Below are 20,914 nucleotides of genomic sequence, written 5' to 3' on the forward strand. Positions count from 1 at the left end.
CATCGCTGAGACTAATAGTTCTGTTTCTATTTGTTTTCTATATTAAATTAAAAATATAAAGCTTCTATTTTAGTTGTTATTACAATTTTGATATCCAACGTCACACTGAGCTTGTCGAAGTGTTTTAAAAAGTATTTATGAAAACAATTCAAGGAAACATAGTAGACATACAAAACAAATTTATCTACAAAGGTGAAGTAAGTATTGAAGCAGGAAAAATTATTTCTATTGTAGAAAAAGACAATGATGTAAATCATTATATATTACCAGGTTTTATAGATGCGCATATACACATAGAAAGTTCTATGTTAGTGCCAAGTGAGTTTGCTAAATTGGCTGTAAGACATGGCACAGTGTCTACAGTTAGCGATCCACATGAAATAGCAAATGTACTGGGAGTGAAAGGTGTAGAGTTCATGATTGAAAACGGAAAACAAACACCGTTTAAATTCAATTTTGGAGCACCTTCGTGTGTGCCTGCTACTAGTTTTGAATCGGCAGGAGCTGTTATAGATTCTGATGACATTAAAACATTAATGGCTAATCCGGATATTAAATATCTTGCCGAAATGATGAATTACCCAGGTGTACTTTTCGATGACGAAGAAGTGCTTAAGAAAATTGCTTGGGCTAAACATTATAACAAACCAGTAGATGGTCATGCGCCAGGTTTAAGAGGAGACGATATTACAAAATACATTGCTGCGGGAATTTCTACAGATCATGAATGTTTTACTTATGATGAAGCTTTAGAAAAACTGCAAAAAGGCATGAAAGTTATTATTCGCGAAGGTAGTGCCGCTAAGAATTTTAATGCTTTAATAGATTTACTGCCTGAACATTTTGAAAACATGATGTTTTGTAGTGACGATAAACATCCGGACGATTTACTAGTAGGTCACATCAATCAAGTTTGTGCTAGAGCTGTAGCAAAAGATATTGATATCTTTAAAGTGCTTCAAGCAGCTTGTATTAATCCAATTAAGCATTACAATTTAGATGTTGGAACGCTTAAAGTTGGTGATGCCGCAGATTGTATTATAGTAGAAGACCTAAAAGATTTTAAAACGCTTCAAACGTATATAAATGGTGAGTTGGTTTACGACTATGGAAAAGTAAATATTAAAGATGTAGCTTTCGAAAACCTTAATAATTTTAATTGTGATAAAAAAGAAGTTTCAGATTTTAGATTTGAATCTTCAGCAAAAAAAATTCGCGTTATAGAATGTAATGATGGTGAGTTGGTAACTAACGAGATTATTGCAGATAGTTTTATAGAAAACGGAAATCTAGTCTCTAACACAGAAAGCGATGTTTTAAAAATTACGGTTGTTAATCGTTATAATAATGCAAAACCTGCTATTGCCTTCATAAAAAACTTCGGATTAAAAGAAGGTGCAATCGCCAGTTCTGTTGGTCATGATTCTCATAATATTATTGCAGTTGGAGTAGATGATGCTTCACTTTGTAAAGCAGTTAATGCTATTATTGATGCAGAAGGTGGTATTTGTGCCGTTAATTCTTCCGAAGAAAAAACTGTAGCATTACCAGTTGCTGGAATTATGAGTGATAAAAATGGTGAAACTATTGGTAAGCAATATCAAGAATTAGATAAAATGGCAAAAACTATGGGTTGTACCTTACACGCGCCTTATATGTCGTTATCTTTTATGGCTTTGTTGGTTATTCCTGCATTAAAGCTAAGTGATAAAGGATTATTTAGTGGAGCTGTTTTTGAGTTTGTTGGGTTGGAATTGAATTAAATTACTCGGAACACTTGTAACATAATCTATAAAAACAGTACTTATATATTGCAATAATTTTATTGTAACTTTATAACTTACTCCTAACTTAACGTATTATGACAAAAAATCTACTATTATTTATCGTAACTCTTTTTAGTATACAATTTGTGAGTGGACAAATATCATTTCATGAAAGTGTTATAGATTCTACAAAATATAATATTAGTAAAGCATATGCTGGTGACTTTGATGGAGATGGAGATCAAGACTTAGTTTATGAGTCTAATCCTTTTAGTTGGTCTAAAAACACAAATAGCGCAGGAACAATGGGTGTTATAAATGTAATAGATGCTAATGTTAGTACAAATAAATTAAAGATAGGAGATTTAGATAATGATGGAGATTTAGATTTAGTTATTTTAGGATACAATTCTATTACAAATACGTCTGTATTGGGTTGGTATGAAAACACAGATGGACTAGGCAATTTTGGAACCATTCAAACAATTGCTACTAATAATTATAATGATTTAGATATTAATGATTTTGATGGAGATTCTAAATTGGATATTATTATTTCTTCAAAGTTCGATGGAAAAATAGCATGGTACAAAAATCTTGGATCTGGAGCATTTGGAACCGAGCAATTAATAACCAATGCTTCCACATCATCTACAACTCTATTGTTAAGTATAACTACAGGAGATATTGATAATGATAACGATATAGATATTGTTTACGCACCTTATGGAAGTCCAGATGGAGCAATTTATTGGATAGAAAACACAGATGGTAATGGCGCTTTTACTACTACAAACTTATTATTTGATGTCTTTGGAGGTATGTATGATATTAACTTGGTAGATTTTAATCAAGATGGCGTTTTAGATTTATATGGAAGCAAATCATCAGATAATATTTACTTTAAAAATGATGGTTCTGGTATATTTACATGGGAATTCTCTTTTAATTCTTCTTACGAAAATAGTAGTTTAGGTAAAGCAATAGATATAGATGGAGATTCCGATATGGATATGCTATATTTTGTAGATAATTTTGATACGTTTTCAAACTACAATAATGATGGTGCAATTATTTGGTTCGAAAACACCGATGGACTAGGTACATTTAGTACAGAGCAAATAATTAGGCAGGTAAATTTTACAAGTAACGATGTAATAAACAATGCCATAGCTTATTTAAAATTTAATGCAGCAGATTTAAATGGAGATGGATACCAAGACCTCGTATGTTCTGGAGTAGATGGCTATGAAGTAAGCTGGTTTCAAAATGAAAATAATAGTGAAATTTTTGGAAACTCTAAATCTATAATAAATGATATAAAAGGAATAAATAACATACAATCTGCAGACATAGATTCCGATGGAGATGAAGATGTTGTTTTTGTTTCTGGTTTAAATGACACATTGGGTTGGTATGAAAATTTGGATGGAAATGGAGCATTTGGACCGCAACAAATAATTTCTGTACAAGGAAATAAATTTAACACTTTAAATATTGTAGATGTTGATAGTAATGGAAGTTTAGACATTATTATTAATTCTACTCTAGATGATAAAATTTGGATTTATAAAAATACAGACGGTTTAGGTAATTATATTTTGCATCAATCTATTGTAAACAGTTCGGAAAGTGCTAGAAACATGAATGTTTTTGATGTGGATAATGACGGTCATATAGATATTGTTATGCTAGAGAATTTTGGAGACAAAATGGTGTGGTTTAAAAATACAGATGGACAAGGTAATTATGGAACAGAACAAATTATTACAGAAGCTATTGATGATTTAGACGATTATATTTTTTCAGATTTGGATAATGATGGCGATTTAGATATTGTAATAAACACGCCATTTTCGTGGTTAGAAAATTTAGGAAGTAGTGGTAGTTTTAGCGCTCCTCAAAATATACAAACTTCAGAAACTATAAGAAGATTAAAAACATTTGATATAGATTCGGATGGTGATAATGATATTCTGGTTTATTTTAATTACGAGTTAGGTTGGTTCGAAAATACAGATGCTCAAGGAGATTTTGGAAGCTATCATCTTATTGATGATACTTTTTCAACTTTCGAATTATTAATTGATATTGATAATGATGGCGATTTAGATGTAGTTAATCAAAATTATTCAAGTACTCCAGATGATAGAGAAGTTAATTTGTATAGAAATCATCAAGGCAATTTTTATGGACCAATTGATATAGGTGAAAATAATAGAGTTAGCGCTCTAGTTGCAAGTAATTTAGATGGTAACGATAAGAATGATATTATCTATTCAATTTCAGAATCTAATAATAAATTTGGAAAAATTGGTTGGTATAGAAATTTAGGTATTTTAGAAAATCAAATATCTGGTTCTGTTACTTACGACTTTAATAATGATGGATGTGATACAAATGGTATTTCAGTAAATAACGCATTAGTGGCTGTTGTTGGAAATGGTTTTTCTTTTGCTACTTTTTCTCAACCTGATGGGACTTTTCAATTAGATGTAAGCCAAGGAGAATTATATACTTATCTTGCTCCTAATGTAAGTTTTACGGCAACACCAGATTATTTTATTTCTGATTTTACAACTAGTGGAGAGGTCTATGATACTGCTCATTTTTGTCTTATAGCTGCAACTTCAATTAGCGATTTAAACATTTCAGTCTATCCTACACAAAACGACCCAAGACCAGGTTTCGATACCTCATATCAAATAGTATATAGTAACATAGGAACAACACAATTAAGTGGAAATGTTACTTTCGAGTTTGACGATGCGAAACTAAACTTCTTAAGCGCGAGCGAAGCTATATCGTCTCAAACAGCAAACACACTAACTTTTAATTTTACAGACATAAATCCTTTTGAGACTAAAACCATAGATTTAGAATTTAATGTATTTGCACCACCAATAACTAATATAGATGATGTTTTAGTTTCAACTGTGACTGTAAATCCAGTTACAGGAGATAACACGCCAGACGATAATGTATTCACATTAAACCAAACAGTAATTGGCTCATACGATCCAAACGATATTAGAGTTTTAGAAGGTAATCAAATCTTACTAGAAGATGCAGACAAATACTTGCATTACATTATTCGTTTTCAAAACACAGGAACAGCAAGTGCCATTAATGTAAATGTAGAAAATGTGTTAGATTCTAAGTTAGATTGGACAACCATGCAGTTGGAAAGTTTAAGCCACACAGGTAGAGTAGAGATTACAGATGGTAGTATGGCTAAGTTTATATTCGATAACATTAACCTAGCAGATAGCACAAGCGACGAGCCTAATTCTCATGGTTTTATAGCTTATAAAATTAAACCAAAAGATAATGTAGTAGTTGGTGATATTTTTAATAATACAGCAGATATTTTCTTCGATTTCAATCCTGCTATTGTTACCAATACTGTGAGTACAGAAATAGTTGCTAGTCTATCTGTGGAAGCGTTTGAAACTTCTACTATTTCAATATTTCCAAATCCTGCAAACAATACTCTAAACATAGAAGGAAAAACAATTTTAGAATCTGTTACTATTTACGATATAAACGGAAGACCATTAAAAACAGTAAACTTTACAAGTGAAAAAGGGAATCTAGATATTAGTAGTTTATCTCAAGGCATGTATTTCTTGAAGATTAAATCGGGAAATAACACAGAATCAATAAAGTTTATAAAAAAGTAATTTTTACTACATAAATCTAAAATCTAAACCTTTCAGCTATAAAACTGAAAGGTTTTTTGTTACTTATCTTTGAACAAAAATGTCAACATTAAAAGCCTTTTAAAACAGTAACTAAATGCCAATTCTACACACAACATACAAACCTAAATTTATATTTAGAAACGGACATTTATCCACCATATATTCTGGATTATTACGAAAAGTAGAAGGTGTCACTCAAAAACGAGAACGTATCACATTACCAGACAACGATTTTCTAGATTTAGATTGGAGTTATGCACCTAATAAAACCAACAAATTATTAATTATTTTACATGGATTAGAAGGCAATGCACAGCGCCATTACATGTTAGGTTCTGCTAAAATTGCTAATGCTAACACTATGGATGCGGTTTGTGTAAATTTTAGAGGTTGTAGTGGAGAGGTAAACACAAGTTTTCAATCGTATCATTCTGGTAAAACAGATGATTTAGCTTCGGTTATAAAACATATTACAGATCATTTTAACTACGACACCATTTTTCTAAACGGCTTCAGCCTTGGCGGAAATGTTATTTTAAAGTATTTAGGAGAGAACAAAGACATTCCGAAGGAAATAAAAGGAGCAGTAACGGTTTCTGTTCCTGTGTATTTAAAAGGTTCCTTAGAGCAATTAATGTCTACCGAAAACTATTTGTATTCTAAGAAGTTTTTAAAAAACTTAAGAGATAAATTAAAAGGTAAACAGCAATTATTTCCAGATCAAATTAAAGATAAAAATTTAAAATCTGTAAAAACGCTAAAAGATTTTGATGACGTTTATACCTCTAAAGCGCATGGTTTTATTGATGCTTACGATTATTATGAAAAATCAAGTAGTCTTCAGTTTTTAGAACGAATAAAAATACCAACCTTATTAATTAATGCAGAAAACGATTCTTTTTTATCAAAAGAATGTTATCCATTAGAAGCAGCAAAACAGAGTGCTTATTTGCATTTAGAAGTACCTAAATATGGTGGTCATGTTGGTTTTTATGATTCAGAAAATATATATTATTCAGAAAAAAGAACGATTGAGTTTCTTAGTAAATTATGAGGTTTTAAGCATTTAGATTTTTAACTTTATTAAGTTTAGGGTTTAATAATCCACTTATTTTCCTACATTTAGTTTCTAAACCAACCATTTATGCTTAAAAAAGTATTTGCTAGTGCTGTCTTTGGAGTCGAAGCTTCCACAATAACCGTAGAAGTTAACGTTAATTCCGGAATAGGATATCATCTTGTAGGACTTCCAGATAATGCTATAAAAGAAAGTAATTATCGTATTGCTGCGGCATTACAAAACAATGGTTACAAAATTCCTGGTAAAAAAATCACTATAAATATGGCTCCTGCCGATTTGCGCAAAGAAGGCTCTGCCTACGATTTAACATTGGCAATGGGAATTTTAACGGCGTCAAAACAAATTCAGGCCGATAATTTAGAGGACTATCTAATTATGGGAGAATTATCTCTCGATGGGAGTTTACAACCTATTAAAGGCGCTTTACCAATTGCTATAAAAGCAAAAGAAGAAGGTTTTAAAGGTTTTATTCTTCCTATTCAAAATGCAAAAGAAGCCGCGATAGTTAGTGATTTAGAGGTTTTTGGTATTGATAATATTAAACAAATAATTAATTTTTTCGATAAAGGAGAAGCTTTAGAGCAAACAATAATTAATACAAGAGAAGAATTTTATAAAAATCTTGATTATCCAGATTTCGATTTTGCAGATGTAAAAGGACAAGAAGGCATAAAACGCTGTATGGAAATTGCAGCGGCAGGTGGACATAATATCATTTTGGTTGGACCTCCAGGCGCAGGAAAAACTATGTTAGCAAAACGTTTACCAAGTATTTTACCACCAATGTCGCTTAAAGAAGCTTTGGAAACTACAAAAATACACTCGGTTGTTGGTAGGGTAAAAGCAAATTCAGGTTTAATGGCTCAAAGACCGTTTAGGAGTCCGCATCATACGATTTCGAACGTTGCACTTGTAGGCGGAGGTAGTTATCCACAGCCAGGTGAAATTTCTCTATGTCATAATGGTGTTTTGTTTTTAGATGAACTTCCCGAATTTAAGCGAGAAGTTTTAGAAGTTATGAGACAACCTTTAGAAGATAGAGAAGTCACTATTTCTAGAGCTAAATTTACGGTAACTTATCCATCATCTTTTATGTTGGTTGCTAGTATGAATCCTAGCCCTAGTGGTTACTTTAACGATCCAGATTCTCCAATAACATCTAGTCCTGCGGAAATGCAACGCTATTTAAGTAAAATTTCTGGACCTTTATTAGATAGAATAGATATACATATAGAAGTAACTCCTGTGCCTTTCGATAAGCTTTCAGACGAACGAAAAGGAGAAGCCTCAGTAGATATAAGAAAACGTGTTACTAAAGCACGAGAGAAACAAACAGAACGTTTTGAGGATTCCGAAACGGTACATTATAACGCGCAAATGCATGTAAAACAAATTCGAGCACATTGCAAGTTAGATGAAGCTTCAAAAACATTATTAAAAACGGCTATGGAACGTTTAAATCTTTCGGCAAGAGCATACGATAGAATCTTAAAAGTATCTAGAACCATTGCCGATTTAGAAGGCTCACAAGATATAAACGGCAGCCATTTAAGCGAGGCTATTCAATATAGAAGCCTAGATAGAGAAGGTTGGCTTGGTTAATTTTCAATCACATATTAACGTTAATTCTAATAAGAGAACAGTAGTTTGCTATGAGTTTCTACGTGATTTTATTCTAAATTTATTATTCAATAATAAATGAATTAAGTAATGATAGGACAGCATGCTTTCGCTTCAAGAGGCGCAAAAAAAATAAAAACAATTTCAATAAAATAAAAGTAAAGATTTTTTTAATAATAAACGCTATTAACTAATTAAACAAAAACGATGTCTATACCAAAAGGAATAATTTCAGCTTTAGAAGCTAAAGAATTAAATGATAATTGGACAAGCTTAAGGGCTAGAGAGAATGAAGCAGCAGCAGGAAAACCAGATAATCGATCGTCTTGGTATTCGTTAGATGACATGCAAAATTTTTTAACCCAGATAAAAGAGAATCACCCAAATGTAAATGGTGTACGCTTTTATTTAGGAGTTGAAACAACCGAAAAAGATGTAAAAGGATTAACAACTATTTTTATGGTGCCTACGGAGAGTGATGGAGATGGAAATAATAAAGACATTCCTAATGCCAAAGGAATGGATAGAGGTGATGATGGAAATCCACCAAATGCCGTTTATCCGCAATAAAACATTTTATACTATTGAACTCTTTTTTAGAATCAAATTATCGTGTTATTTATAAAGGTGTAGAAATTTTTGCAGCTCTTGTTGGCCTTGTGCTTTTAAAAAAGTACAGAAAAGACAAACATGCAAAATATTTTATTTACTTTTTATTATATGTTTTAATAATAGAAACTGTTGGAAGTTATCCCGTATATCTCCGAAAGTATGAATCTTTAAATTGGATTGAAGAGGCTCTTAAAAATACTATATTTGAAAGTAACTACTGGTGGTATACTCTTTTTTGGACAATTGGAAGTACTGCTTTTTTTGGTTTTTATTATTATAATATTGTAATTACTAAAAGAATACAGTCTTGTGTTAAATGGATATCGCTATTCTGTTTTTTCTTATCAATTTTATTATTTGTAGTATATAATGACATTTTTAAATCTAACTATATAATTGTCTTAGACATAATTAATTTTTTCTTAATACTTTTTCTGGTCTTTATATATTTAATGGAATTACTATATTCTGAAAAGGTTTTAATTTTTTATAAATCGTTGCCATTTTATGTAAGTGTAGGAATATTTTCTTTTTGGATTGTTACTACGCCTGTCGGTTTTTTTGAAGAATATTATAATACATCAGATCAGGGATTTATCTTTTTAAAGTTGGCTATTAAAATATGTGCAATAACATTTACTTATCTCATTTTTGCATTTGGGCTAATAGTGTCTAATCCAGAAAAAAGAACATAATTGTTTTTTTTTCATTACTTTTAAGTGCTATTAATCTTAAAATTAAAATCTATGATACAGTTTTTGGTATTTGTACAACTTATTTAAATACTAAATAGTGTGTAGTAAAATCACTTTACTACTTCCCTTACTAATTTTAAACTAAAATAAAAAAATGAAAAACTTACTTAGCCTAATATTAGGCTTAATACTTGGTGCATTAATAATGTATTTTTATTGCTGTAAAACCGAAGATTTTGGAACGCCTATGGTTGTTGTAAAGCCTTCTGGTGTAATCTCTCCAAAGGATGCTAAAACCTTAGATAAAGCTTTCGACGACAGGCACGAATTAATTACAAAAAATATTGTAATTCGTCCAGATAATCGCTCATCTTGGTGGTCATTAAAAGACATGCGTAATTATTTAAACTATGCAGAACAGCAAAGTAAAGAATTAGGGTATACAATGGATGGTGTAAGAGTCTATTTAGGTGCTTATCCAGATAAAAAAGTAGATTCTACAATAGTTGTAGGCTACACTACAATGTTTATGGTGCCAACTTCAAGCGGAGTAGAGCAAGTACACCAAAAAGGAGGATCTGCATTAAGAGCGGGAGACGGAGGAGATGTTCCTGGAGGAAACCCATTGAATGATAGTAATAATGGATATCCTCCTGAGGCTAACTTTCCACAATAAATAATATTACATTGAAAGATTTTTTACTTGAAAACAGGTTTTTAATTATAAACTCTTTCGAGGTTATGGCAGCAGCTATTGGGCTTATATTATTAAAATTTTATAAGCCTAAAGCTGAAAAATATTTTATATATTTTTTAATTTATGTTATTTTTATTGAAGTGATTGGTTACTATCCAACGCTTTTTTATGAAATAGAATCCTTAAATTTTCTACGAGAATTTTTAAGAGGAACTTATTTTTCTAGAAATTATTGGTGGTATACTATATTTTGGAAGTTTGGAGCGGTAATATTCTATGCCTTCTACTTTAATAAAATATTAGAAATTGCAATGCATAGAAAGATACTTAAATATAGTACGTTTTTGTTCTTGATTATAGGTGTTTCTAGTATCGTAATTTCTTGGCCTTCGGTTTTTAAATCGAGCTTAGCATTAGTGAATATAATAGGTGGCTTAATTATTTTAGAATGTGCATTTCTGTTTTTTATTGAGATGCTTAACAACGAAAAAATATTAAATTTTCATAAATCACTTTCTTTTTATATCAGTTTAGCAATTTTAATTTTTTGGTTAATTAAAACACCTCTTGTTTTTTATGAAGTATATTTTCAATATAACGATTCTAACTATATAGAAATAAGGAGTTTAATTAATATATTTGTTAATGTCTTTATGTATTCAACTTTTGCAATAGGTCTAATAGTTTCAAAACCAAAGTTAAGCTCAAAATAATGTCGTCTAACTTAAAATAATGAAAGCGTTTTTAATCGAGTATTATTCTATAATTACAAAGCTTTTTGAGTTAATGGCGGCTATAACAGGTTTGATTTGTTATAGAAAATTTAAAAATACAAATGTAAAATACTTTATCTTTTTTTTAATTTACATTTTATTTGTAGAAAACATAGGTAATTATCCGGTGTATGTAGAGAATAATGAATCCTTTAAATGGTTGTCTATTTATTTTGAAGATACAGTTTTTGAAGAAAACTATTGGTGGTTTCAAATATTTTGGACGGTTGCATCAACCTTATTTTTTCTTTTTTTCTTTAGAAAAAACTTAAATAATTTTTACGTAAAGCAGGTGGTAAAGTATGGCATGTATAGTTATATAATTGTTAGTACTTTAATTATTTCTTTACAATGGGAAATTTTAAAAAACACTTATTTTCAATCCATAGATGTTATTAGTTTTTTCATAATATTATTTATAGTGTCAGCATATTTTATACAAATTCTTAAGTCTGAAAAAGTATTACTGTTCTATCATCATTTTCCTTTTTATGTCGCTTGTGGTATTTTAGTATTTTCAATATTAACAACTCCATTAACGTTTTTTGAAGGTTATTTTAATACTTCAGATTGGAACTATATTATTCTTAAATGGCAAGTATTTCTATTTGCTAATATTTTTATGTACTCTGTATTCTCCATTGGGTTAATAGTTTGCAAACCAGAAAAGAATAGTTCGTTAGAAAATTAAGACGTATTTTACATTTCTAATAATTTATAGAATTGCTAGAATTTATCACAAAATATTTTAATTTTATAACCTATGCTTTCGAGCTTTTGGCCATGTTGATAGGTGTATTTTATTTTAGAAAATATAAAAATACTTCGACTCGAATTTTTATATTTTTTTTAATCTACATAGTCTTTGTCGATTTTATAGGTGCGACCTATTTTTACGATTTTAATTTCCCGTTAACAACATACTTAGGTAATTTAGGCTTTAAGAGTGTAGCTTGGTATAATTTGTTTTGGTTATTTGGTAGTGTGCTGTTTCTTATGTATTATATCTATCATGTGTTACAAAATCGTATTAATAAGAATAAGGTCGTGGTGTTAGTTATAATATTTAGTGTATTAATATTAGGTCACTTATTTATGCATCCTCTTATTTTTTTTAGAGAAAATCATTCTTTCTATCAACTATCTGGCGCATTTACTTTGCTAATTGCGTGTTCAATATATTTTATAGAGTTAATTAATTCAGAAGCTATTAATAATGCTTTTAAAACATATAGTTTTTATGCATTAAGTGGTGTCATTCTTTGGTGGATTATTATCACACCTATTTTATTTTTTGACGCCTATAACACAGTCTCAGATTGGGATTTCGTTAATTTAAAACGACGCATTTTTGTTTTTGCCAATATCTTTATGTATTCTTGTTTTGCTATTGGACTCATCGTTTCTAAACCACATTTTAAAAATGACTAACCTTCTTATAATTTTATTTCAAGGACAAAAAACATCTACAGCTGCAGAACGTTATTTGCTAATCTATATGATAGGCGTTTTAGTAATAGTTACAACATTAGTAATATTATTTTTTATAGTTTTTCAGAAAAGAAAAAACAAACTTTTGTTGGATAGAATTAAGCAAAAACAAGCTTTTGAAGTAGAACTTTCTAATGCGCAGACAGAAATACAAGAGCAAACTTTAAAGAATATTGGGTGGGAGTTACATGATAATGTTGGACAGTTACTGGCTGCTGCAAGTATGCAAATGAACATACTAAAAACCCAAATTGGTGAAGATGTTAAAGAAAATTTTACAGAGGCAGCAAGCACAGTAAAACAGAGTTTAAAAGAAGTGAGGATGTTGTCTCGTTCTCTAAATAATGAAGTAGTTTTAAATATTGGATTTGAGCAATCTATAGAAAATGAGCTCAATAGATTAAAAAAATTAAAATTTGCTACTGCCGAACTGAATGTTAAAGGAGAAATTATTCCTTTTAAAAATGCCAAACATGAAATTATTATTTTTAGAATTTTGCAGGAATTCTTTTCGAACACAGTAAAATATTCTGAGGCTAAAAATCTATCAGTTAAATTGAACTATTTAGAAGATAAGCTCATTATTGTGGCAAGCGACGATGGAAAAGGTTTCGATATCGAAACTGTGCAAAAAGGTTCAGGCTTATTAAACATGAAAAGTCGTGCAAAACTAATTAATACCGAATATAGTCTTAATTCCAAGGTTGGTAAAGGTGTAACATTGGAGCTAAAGTATCCATATAAACACGAAGAATAATAAAATATAGTCTTCTATAACCATTTTAAAATCTTTCTTATTTTCTTAAGTTTTCCAGTATAAGGTGCATAGCGAACAGGTAGATCTAGCCAATTTGCTTTTTTTACTATTGCTTTTTGGTGTGAGAAAGTGTCGAATGATAGTTTTCCATGATAAGCACCAATTCCACTATTTCCAGTACCTCCAAAAGGTAATCTGTGGTTTGCAAAATGAATTACAGTATCATTAATACAACCGCCGCCAAAAGAATATTTTTCAATTACTTTTTTAGCTTTCGCTGAATTTGTACTAAATACATAAAGCGATAACGGTTTTTCGTATTTAGAAATTATGGCATCAATTTCAGTATCATTTGTATAGGAAATAACAGGAAGAATGGGACCAAAAATCTCATCTTTCATGACTTCGCTATCAAGACTAGGTTCGTCTATAAGAGTAGGAGAGATGTATAAAGTGTTAGCTTCTGTTTGTCCTCCAATGATACAATTTTCATTGTCTAGCATACGGACTAAGCGCTTAAAATTCTTTTCGTTTACAATTCTACAAAAGTCTTTAGATGCTATTGGTGCACTAGAGTAAGCCTTTTCAATTTCAATTTTCATGGCTTCGTAAAAAGCATCTTTTTTACTATTGTGAATTACTATATAATCTGGAGCAATACAGGTTTGTCCAGCATTTAAAAACTTACCCCAAACAATGCGTCTAGCAGTTAATTTTATATTTGCCGTTTCGTCTATAATACATGGGTTTTTACCACCTAATTCTAAAGTAAGTGGTGTAAGGAATTCAGCAGCAGCCTTAGCTACAATCTTTCCAACAGGTACACTTCCGGTAAAGAAAATATAATTCCAACGTTGTTCTAGTAATTTTGTAGAAATATCTACACCACCTTCTACAACATATACATGTTCTGGCTTAAAAACAGTTTCTATAATATTTTTTAATAAAGCTGAAGTATTTGGTGTTAATTCGCTCGGTTTCAAAATAACGGTATTGCCTGCAGCAATAGCAGCAACCATTGGAGCAATTGCTAATTGATACGGATAATTCCAAGGTGCTATAATTAGGGTTTGTCCGTAAGGTTCAGAATATAATCTATCTGTAGAAGGGAAGTTTAAAAGGGCAGGAAGTACGCGTTTTGGTTTTGCCCATTTGCTAACGTTCTTAATCATTAAATCTAAATCTGAAAGTACGACGGTAGTTTCAGTTAAAACGCTTTCAAAAGCTGGCTTTTTAAAGTCTTTAGCCAAGGCTTCTATAATCTGGTTTTCACGCGTTATAAGTTCAGTTTTTAAGTTTTTTAAAACTTGTTTTCTGAATGGAACACTTTTGGTTTCTCCAGTTTTATAATAGTCTTTTTGAGATTGTAGTAAGTCAGGGATCATAGAAATAGATTAGAAAAGTAAAGTTACAAAACTTAATTAATAATCGTAAGCCCTTAAAAACAACACCTAAAAATATTTTATTTTTGGCAAGCGTCCCAAATAGGATCTTTAGGTAAAGGTGCTGTAATATCTAGTTCGATATTAGAAACAGGATGAATAAACTTAATGTTTCTAGCATGTAAACTAATACTTGCATCTTTATTGCTACGATCGAAACCATATTTTAAATCACCTTTAATAGGAGAACCAATACTAGAAAGTTGTACTCGAATTTGATGGTGTCTACCAGTTTCAAGATTTACTTCAAGTAAGAAATAATTATCTAAAGTCTTTATTGTTTTATAATGTAGAATAGCTTTTTTACTCTCTGGAACTTCTTTAATATGTGCTCGAGATTTATTGTTTTTAGGGTTCTTTTTAAGCCAGTGGATTAACGTGTTTGCTTCTTTTTCAGGCTTGTTTTTTACTAAAGCCCAATAGGTTTTAGAGATGTCTTTAGAAACAAATAGTTTGTTTAAACGTGGCAATGCTTTACTGGTTTTGGCAAATATAACCAAGCCTGTAGTTGGCCTGTCTAGTCTGTGTACAGTACCTAAATAAACCTTTCCTGGCTTATTATATTTTTCTCCTATGTATTCTTTTACAACATCGCTTAGTGGTTTGTCTCCGGTTTTATCACCTTGTACAATATCTCCTGCGCGTTTATTTACAACGATGATGTGGTTATCTTCGTAGATAACTTGTAGATTATCTTTTGTTGAAATTATTTTAGACATTACTTAATATTTGAATAATAATACTAAAAAAAGTATTCCTAAATTTCCATATAAGCCCAACTTCTTATGTAAATCATTTAACTCCTTTTTTTTGTAAGATATAATCCCAAATGTTAATCCTAATAATAAAAATAAAGAAGAGGTGATTGCACAAATCATTATTTGTAAAGAATGAGTATTAAACATTGTAGAATTAATAACAAGAAAAGCTACTATAATATTTAGAATTATAGTGTATATAAAAAACTTATAAGCCCATTTTTTATAAATCATAAAAATTAATACTGTTCAGTATCATTTGGGAAATCTCCACTCTTAATATCTGCACCATACTGTGTAAATGCATTAGTCATTTCTTCATATAAATTCATGTAACGTCTTAAAAAACGTGGATTGAATTCGTGAGTCATACCAATCATATCGTGTGTCACTAAAACTTGACCATCGACACCATTTCCAGCTCCAATTCCAATTACAGGAATAGACACACTCTCTGCAACTTCTTGCGCTAATTTCGCCGGAATTTTTTCAAGAACAATACCAAAACATCCAGCACGTTCAAGCATTAATGCATCTTCTTTAAGCTGTATAGCTTCTTCTTCCTCTTTAGCACGAACAGTATAAGTACCAAATTTATATATAGATTGTGGTGTTAAACCTAGATGTCCCATTACAGGAATACCAGCATGTAAAATACGCTTTATAGAGTCTTTTACCTCTTTACCACCTTCCATTTTTACAGCATGTCCACCAGATTCTTTCATTATTCTAATAGCAGAACGTAAAGCTTCTTTTGGATCACTTTGGTAACTACCAAAAGGTAAATCTACAACTACTAAAGCTCTGTGAATAGCACGTACTACTGAAGATGCATGATAAATCATTTGATCTAGAGTAATAGGCAGAGTCGTTTCGTGTCCAGCCATGACATTACTAGCAGAATCTCCTACTAGAATAACATCTATACCTGCGCCATCAACAATTTTTGCCATGGTATAATCGTATGCAGTAAGCATAGAGATTTTCTCTCCACGTTTTTTCATATCAACTAATGATTTTACAGTGACTCTTTTATATTCTTTTTTTGCTACAGACATTTAATTTATATTAAGATAGATTGTAAAAATACTAAAATTACTTACTCGATTGTTCGATCTTTTAATTAATTCGATTTGTTTGGTTAATTAGATTACGCGATTATCTCTATTTTTTTTGAATCAGTTAGAGTATAACAATCCAATTCTAGCAATCTGCCATATTAACACTAACAGCTAAACCACCTTCGCTAGTTTCTTTGTACTTATTATTCATATCCTTAGCTGTTTCCCACATGGTTTGAACAACTTTATCTAAAGGTACTTTTGCGTTTTTAGGATCTGTATCTAATGCTAATTCGGCAGCATTAATAGCTTTAATTGCTCCCATTGCATTACGTTCTATACAAGGTATTTGTACCAAACCACCAATAGGATCGCAGGTTAAACCAAGGTGATGCTCCATTGCAATCTCGGCAGCAATCATTACTTGTTCTGGCGAGCCACCAAGTAACTCTGTTAAAGCAGCTGCAGCCATTGCAGAGCTTACGCCAATTTCGGCCTGACATCCTCCCATTGCAGCAGAGATAGTGGCACCTTTTTTAAAGATACTGCCTATTTCTCCGGCAACTAATAAAAATTGCTTAATATGCTTAAAATCTGCTTCATGATTTTCTATTACCATGTAATACATTAAAACTGATGGGATAACACCAGCGCTACCATTAGTAGGAGCAGTTACTACGCGACCAAGCGATGCATTTACTTCGTTTACAGATAATGCAAAGCAACTTACCCATTTTAATATTTGTCTAAATTTAACCTCACTTTGCCTAATACTGTTTAGCCAATCTAACGAAGTGACATAAGGCATTTCAATATTCAAATTTTTATGAATATCAAAAGCACGACGTCTTACATTTAAACCTCCAGGTAAAGTACCTTCGGTATGACAGCCCGTAAACATACAATCTAACATGGTCTGCCAAATACGTTTTAACTCGAAATCTATAGTTTTATCGTCTCTAAGGGAGCGTTCATTTTCTAAAACAATTTCAGAAATCATTTTATTTTCACTTTTACAATAAGCTAATAGCTCAGTCGCTTTATCTACCGGAAAAGGAAATTCACTTTTAAGTTCTTGGTTTTCTGCATCAACAGTGCGTTCTTCCTTTATAACAAAACCACCACCAATAGAGTAGAAGGTAGATTGATGTATTTCTGTATTCATGTTAAATGCAGTAAATGTTATTGCATTAGAATGAAAAGGAAGGAATACACGATTGAATATGATTTCAGAATTACGATCGAAATCAATTATTTTTTCATTTCCTAAAACAATTTTTTCTGTGTTTGTTATAGAGGCTATAATAATATCGATAGTTTCGGTAGGAATATATTCTGGATCACTACCGCTTAAACCTAACATAACAGCCAAATCTGTAGCGTGCCCTTTTCCTGTTAAGGATAACGAGCCATATAAATCTACTTGAATTCTGGTAATATTATTAAAAACCTTGTCTTCTTTTAATTCGTGTAACCATCTTTCGGCTGCACGCCAAGGTCCTAAAGTGTGAGAACTCGATGGTCCAACACCAATTTTAAGCATATCGAAAACCGAAATACATTCCATAATTACTATATCGTTTTAGTGCTACAAATATAGCTTTTTGTTTATGTATAGAGCATAAAAAAACAGCTCTGATTTAATTAATCAAAGCTGTTTGTATTTATGTTTTTTTTACTAATTTATCTTTTAGTAAACGTTTTAATGTCATAAAGTGACATAACAGTTTCCAGTTCTAAATTAGCGTAGTCAATACGGCCTACATTATCTGCAGGAACAACTACTACTCTAAAGACTTGATTTTGGGTATATGAATTGTCTAAAAGTGAAAAATCTGTTGTGCCTTCCAGAAAAAATCTAACGTCTGTTTGCGTAAAGTCGTAGTTATAAACTAAAGTACCATCATTAAACTGAACCGTTTGTGGTGTAAGCCTCCAGATATCTTGCCCGTTTACAGTTTCCCATAATAGATAGACTAAAGTAACATCGGTAGGAAAGACATCGAATCCATAAGCTTCAGTATATTCATAATTGTTAGCTGTATTAAAATCAATTTCTATTTCAAAAGCAGACGAGGCTATAATGGCGCCATCTTGACCATCTCGACCATCAAGACCTTGAGGACCTTCACAAGACATTAAAAATATAGCAAATAACGAAATAATAGATAATATACGTTTCATATGTAAATAGTTTAAGATTGTTTTTCTTTAAGTGTATCAAAACTAATACCAAAGTAACGTCAAATAGAAATAATTTCTAAATATAAAATATGACATCATGTCACATTTTTTCTAATGGCATAATCATTGTCTTTATGCATTTGTAAATAATTAATAAAATTTATTTCGCATTAAGCGGAAAAACATAAAACAAATAAAGATATGAGTAAGATTATTGGAATCGATTTAGGAACTACCAACTCTTGCGTTTCTGTAATGGAAGGTAACGAGCCAGTAGTTATCCCTAACGCAGAAGGTAAAAGAACAACGCCATCTGTAATTGCCTTTGTAGAAGGTGGAGAAATTAAAGTTGGAGATCCAGCAAAAAGACAAGCAGTAACTAACCCAACAAAAACAGTTTATTCTATTAAACGTTTTATGGGTAACAAGTATACTGAGTCTAAAAAAGAAGCAGAACGTGTACCTTACAAAGTAGTAAAAGGAGATAATGATACACCACGTGTTGATATTGATGGTCGTTTATATACGCCACAAGAATTATCTGCAATGGTATTACAGAAAATGAAAAAAACAGCTGAAGATTACCTAGGTACTTCAGTAACAGAAGCAGTAATTACTGTACCAGCATATTTTAACGATGCACAACGTCAAGCTACAAAAGAAGCTGGTGAAATTGCAGGTTTAAAAGTACGTCGTATTATCAACGAGCCAACAGCAGCAGCTTTAGCTTATGGTATGGACAAAAAAGGAGTTGATCAAAAAATCGTTGTTTTCGATTTTGGTGGTGGAACGCATGATGTATCTATCCTTGAATTAGGAGATGGTGTATTCGAAGTTTTATCTACAGATGGTGATACGCACTTAGGTGGTGATGACGTAGATCAAAAACTTATTGATTGGTTAGCAGACGAGTTTAACGCTGAAGAGTCTATGGACTTACGTAAAGATCCAATGTCTTTACAACGTTTAAAAGAAGCTGCAGAAAAAGCTAAGATTGAGTTATCTGCTTCAGAGCAAACAGAAATTAACTTACCTTATATTACAGCAACTGCATCTGGACCAAAACACTTAGTACGTACATTAACACGTTCTAAATTCGAGCAGTTAATTGACGATTTAGTAAAAAGAACAATAGAGCCTTGTGCAACAGCTTTAAAAGCAGCAGGATTATCTAAAAGTGATATCGACCAAGTAATTTTAGTTGGTGGATCTACACGTATCCCAGCAGTACAACAAGCAGTAGAAAAGTTCTTTGGAAAAGCACCTTCTAAAGGCGTAAACCCTGATGAAGTTGTTTCTTTAGGAGCAGCAATTCAAGGTGGAGTTTTATCTGGAGATGTTAAAGATGTTTTACTTTTAGATGTAACACCTTTATCATTAGGTATCGAAACAATGGGTAACGTAATGACGAAACTTATTGAAGCAAATACTACTATTCCTACAAAAAAATCTCAAGTATTCTCTACAGCAGCAGACAACCAACCTTCAGTGGAAATCCACGTATTACAAGGTGAAAGAGCTATGGCTGCAGATAACAAAACAATTGGACGTTTTCACTTAAGCGATATTCCACCAGCACAAAGAGGAGTGCCTCAAATTGAAGTAACTTTCGATATCGATGCCAACGGAATTATTAAAGTTTCTGCAACAGATAAAGCAACTAACAAGACACAAGATATCCGTATCGAAGCGTCTTCTGGTTTAACTGAAGAAGAAATTAAAGCAATGAGAGCTGATGCTGAAGCAAATGCAGAAGCAGATGCTAAAGCAGCAGAAAACGCTAAGAAATTAAACGAAGCGGATTCTATGATTTTCCAAACTGAAAATCAACTAAAAGAATTTGGTGACAAAATATCTGATGATAAAAAAGCACCAATTGAAGAAGCTTTAGCAGAATTAAAAGTAGCATACGAAACTAGAGATGTGGCAGTTATTGAGCCAGCTTTAGACAAACTTAACGAAGTTTGGAAAGTAGCTAGTGAAGAAATGTACAAAGCACAAGCAGATGCTCAAGGTGGAGCAGCTGGACCAGAAGCAGGAGCAGAGCAGCCAGCTGATGAGAATAGCGATGTAGAAGATGTAGATTTCGAAGAAGTTAAATAAGCAGAGAACCAATTTTGTAAAGCAAAATTGTGTGAATCGCTTATGCTCAGCTTGACTGAGTATCTTTTTTAAAATTGTCATTCTTAGCGAAAGCGAAGAATCTCACAATATTAAAAACGCAACCATTAATTTGGTTGCGTTTTTTTATGTTTCATATTAAAAAAGAATTA

General features: G+C 31.5%; 17 protein-coding genes. 12 read left to right on the forward strand and 5 right to left on the reverse strand.

Features of this window, described 5'->3' with window-relative positions:
- The first annotated feature begins 137 nt into the window (after window positions 1-137).
- From ade to ASC44_RS00945, 11 genes are all read left to right on the forward strand, one after another.
- Window positions 138-1,763 carry an adenine deaminase gene (gene ade / locus ASC44_RS00895; RefSeq protein WP_055445736.1) on the forward strand — a complete coding sequence of 542 codons (1,626 nt, stop codon included), beginning with the start codon at window positions 138-140 and terminating at the stop codon, window positions 1,761-1,763.
- A gap of 98 nt (window positions 1,764-1,861) precedes the next feature.
- The gene (locus ASC44_RS00900) at window positions 1,862-5,449 is read left to right on the forward strand and encodes a T9SS type A sorting domain-containing protein (protein WP_055445737.1); all 3,588 of its coding nucleotides are present in this window, start codon (window positions 1,862-1,864) and stop codon (window positions 5,447-5,449) included.
- A 115-nt stretch (window positions 5,450-5,564) separates the two neighbouring features.
- Window positions 5,565-6,524 (forward strand): YheT family hydrolase, encoded by a 960-nt coding sequence (locus ASC44_RS00905; protein WP_055445738.1) that lies wholly within the window; start codon window positions 5,565-5,567, stop codon window positions 6,522-6,524.
- 90 nt (window positions 6,525-6,614) lie between these two features.
- Window positions 6,615-8,153, forward strand: a complete 1,539-nt coding sequence (locus ASC44_RS00910; RefSeq protein WP_055445739.1) for a YifB family Mg chelatase-like AAA ATPase — start codon at window positions 6,615-6,617, stop codon at window positions 8,151-8,153.
- A gap of 225 nt (window positions 8,154-8,378) precedes the next feature.
- Complete coding sequence (locus ASC44_RS00915) at window positions 8,379-8,741, forward strand: hypothetical protein (RefSeq protein WP_055445740.1); 363 nt, start codon at window positions 8,379-8,381, stop codon at window positions 8,739-8,741.
- 14 nt (window positions 8,742-8,755) lie between these two features.
- Window positions 8,756-9,478: a hypothetical protein gene (locus tag ASC44_RS00920; protein ID WP_055445741.1), complete on the forward strand. Its 723-nt coding sequence runs from the start codon at window positions 8,756-8,758 to the stop codon at window positions 9,476-9,478.
- 154 nt (window positions 9,479-9,632) lie between these two features.
- A complete protein-coding gene (locus tag ASC44_RS00925) occupies window positions 9,633-10,154 on the forward strand; it encodes a hypothetical protein (RefSeq protein WP_055445742.1) in 522 nt (173 codons plus the stop codon).
- Between the two features lie 11 nt (window positions 10,155-10,165).
- Window positions 10,166-10,888, forward strand: coding sequence for a hypothetical protein (locus ASC44_RS00930; RefSeq protein WP_055445743.1), 723 nt, complete (start codon window positions 10,166-10,168; stop codon window positions 10,886-10,888).
- A gap of 19 nt (window positions 10,889-10,907) precedes the next feature.
- Complete coding sequence (locus ASC44_RS00935; RefSeq protein WP_055445744.1) at window positions 10,908-11,639, forward strand: hypothetical protein; 732 nt, start codon at window positions 10,908-10,910, stop codon at window positions 11,637-11,639.
- 356 nt (window positions 11,640-11,995) lie between these two features.
- On the forward strand, window positions 11,996-12,379 hold the full coding sequence (locus tag ASC44_RS17820) for a hypothetical protein (protein WP_161804990.1): 384 nt from the start codon (window positions 11,996-11,998) through the stop codon (window positions 12,377-12,379).
- Entirely contained in the window at window positions 12,372-13,196 is an 825-nt protein-coding gene (locus tag ASC44_RS00945; RefSeq protein WP_055445746.1) for a sensor histidine kinase, read from the forward strand. Before ASC44_RS17820 ends, ASC44_RS00945 begins: the two co-directional genes overlap by 8 nt.
- Window positions 13,197-13,210: 14 nt before the next feature.
- On the opposite strand, the gene ASC44_RS00950 is transcribed toward ASC44_RS00945, so the two are convergent.
- From ASC44_RS00950 to ASC44_RS00975, 5 genes are all read right to left on the reverse strand, one after another.
- A complete protein-coding gene (locus ASC44_RS00950) occupies window positions 13,211-14,581 on the reverse strand; it encodes an aldehyde dehydrogenase (RefSeq protein ID WP_055445747.1) in 1,371 nt (456 codons plus the stop codon).
- A 77-nt stretch (window positions 14,582-14,658) separates the two neighbouring features.
- Window positions 14,659-15,357: an RluA family pseudouridine synthase gene (locus ASC44_RS00955; protein WP_055445748.1), complete on the reverse strand. Its 699-nt coding sequence runs from the start codon at window positions 15,355-15,357 to the stop codon at window positions 14,659-14,661.
- Between the two features lie 278 nt (window positions 15,358-15,635).
- Window positions 15,636-16,454 carry a 3-methyl-2-oxobutanoate hydroxymethyltransferase gene (gene panB, locus ASC44_RS00965; protein ID WP_055445750.1) on the reverse strand — a complete coding sequence of 273 codons (819 nt, stop codon included), beginning with the start codon at window positions 16,452-16,454 and terminating at the stop codon, window positions 15,636-15,638.
- 145 nt (window positions 16,455-16,599) lie between these two features.
- The gene (locus ASC44_RS00970) at window positions 16,600-18,024 is read right to left on the reverse strand and encodes an L-serine ammonia-lyase (protein ID WP_055445751.1); all 1,425 of its coding nucleotides are present in this window, start codon (window positions 18,022-18,024) and stop codon (window positions 16,600-16,602) included.
- A 116-nt stretch (window positions 18,025-18,140) separates the two neighbouring features.
- Window positions 18,141-18,641, reverse strand: coding sequence for a hypothetical protein (locus tag ASC44_RS00975; RefSeq protein WP_055445752.1), 501 nt, complete (start codon window positions 18,639-18,641; stop codon window positions 18,141-18,143).
- Between the two features lie 201 nt (window positions 18,642-18,842).
- Between ASC44_RS00975 and dnaK the strand changes: the two genes are divergently transcribed.
- Window positions 18,843-20,744: a molecular chaperone DnaK gene (dnaK, locus tag ASC44_RS00980; protein ID WP_055445753.1), complete on the forward strand. Its 1,902-nt coding sequence runs from the start codon at window positions 18,843-18,845 to the stop codon at window positions 20,742-20,744.
- Window positions 20,745-20,914 lie beyond the last annotated feature (170 nt).

This window comes from Lacinutrix mariniflava (assembly GCF_001418015.1).
In the GTDB taxonomy this organism is placed as follows: Bacteria; Bacteroidota; Bacteroidia; order Flavobacteriales; family Flavobacteriaceae; genus Lacinutrix; species Lacinutrix mariniflava.

Excerpts from the sequence above, each read along its gene's own strand:
- ade (WP_055445736.1), top strand. The coding sequence starts at position 138 with ATGAAAACAATTCAAGGAAACATAGTAGACATACAAAACAAATTTATC.
- ASC44_RS00900 (WP_055445737.1), top strand. The coding sequence starts at position 1,862 with ATGACAAAAAATCTACTATTATTTATCGTAACTCTTTTTAGTATACAA.
- ASC44_RS00905 (WP_055445738.1), top strand. The coding sequence starts at position 5,565 with ATGCCAATTCTACACACAACATACAAACCTAAATTTATATTTAGAAAC.
- ASC44_RS00910 (WP_055445739.1), top strand. The coding sequence starts at position 6,615 with ATGCTTAAAAAAGTATTTGCTAGTGCTGTCTTTGGAGTCGAAGCTTCC.
- ASC44_RS00915 (WP_055445740.1), top strand. The coding sequence starts at position 8,379 with ATGTCTATACCAAAAGGAATAATTTCAGCTTTAGAAGCTAAAGAATTA.
- ASC44_RS00925 (WP_055445742.1), top strand. The coding sequence starts at position 9,633 with ATGAAAAACTTACTTAGCCTAATATTAGGCTTAATACTTGGTGCATTA.
- ASC44_RS00935 (WP_055445744.1), top strand. The coding sequence starts at position 10,908 with ATGAAAGCGTTTTTAATCGAGTATTATTCTATAATTACAAAGCTTTTT.
- ASC44_RS00945 (WP_055445746.1), top strand. The coding sequence starts at position 12,372 with ATGACTAACCTTCTTATAATTTTATTTCAAGGACAAAAAACATCTACA.
- ASC44_RS00950 (WP_055445747.1), bottom strand. The coding sequence starts at position 14,581 with ATGATCCCTGACTTACTACAATCTCAAAAAGACTATTATAAAACTGGA.
- ASC44_RS00955 (WP_055445748.1), bottom strand. The coding sequence starts at position 15,357 with ATGTCTAAAATAATTTCAACAAAAGATAATCTACAAGTTATCTACGAA.
- panB (WP_055445750.1), bottom strand. The coding sequence starts at position 16,454 with ATGTCTGTAGCAAAAAAAGAATATAAAAGAGTCACTGTAAAATCATTA.
- ASC44_RS00970 (WP_055445751.1), bottom strand. The coding sequence starts at position 18,024 with ATGGAATGTATTTCGGTTTTCGATATGCTTAAAATTGGTGTTGGACCA.
- ASC44_RS00975 (WP_055445752.1), bottom strand. The coding sequence starts at position 18,641 with ATGAAACGTATATTATCTATTATTTCGTTATTTGCTATATTTTTAATG.
- dnaK (WP_055445753.1), top strand. The coding sequence starts at position 18,843 with ATGAGTAAGATTATTGGAATCGATTTAGGAACTACCAACTCTTGCGTT.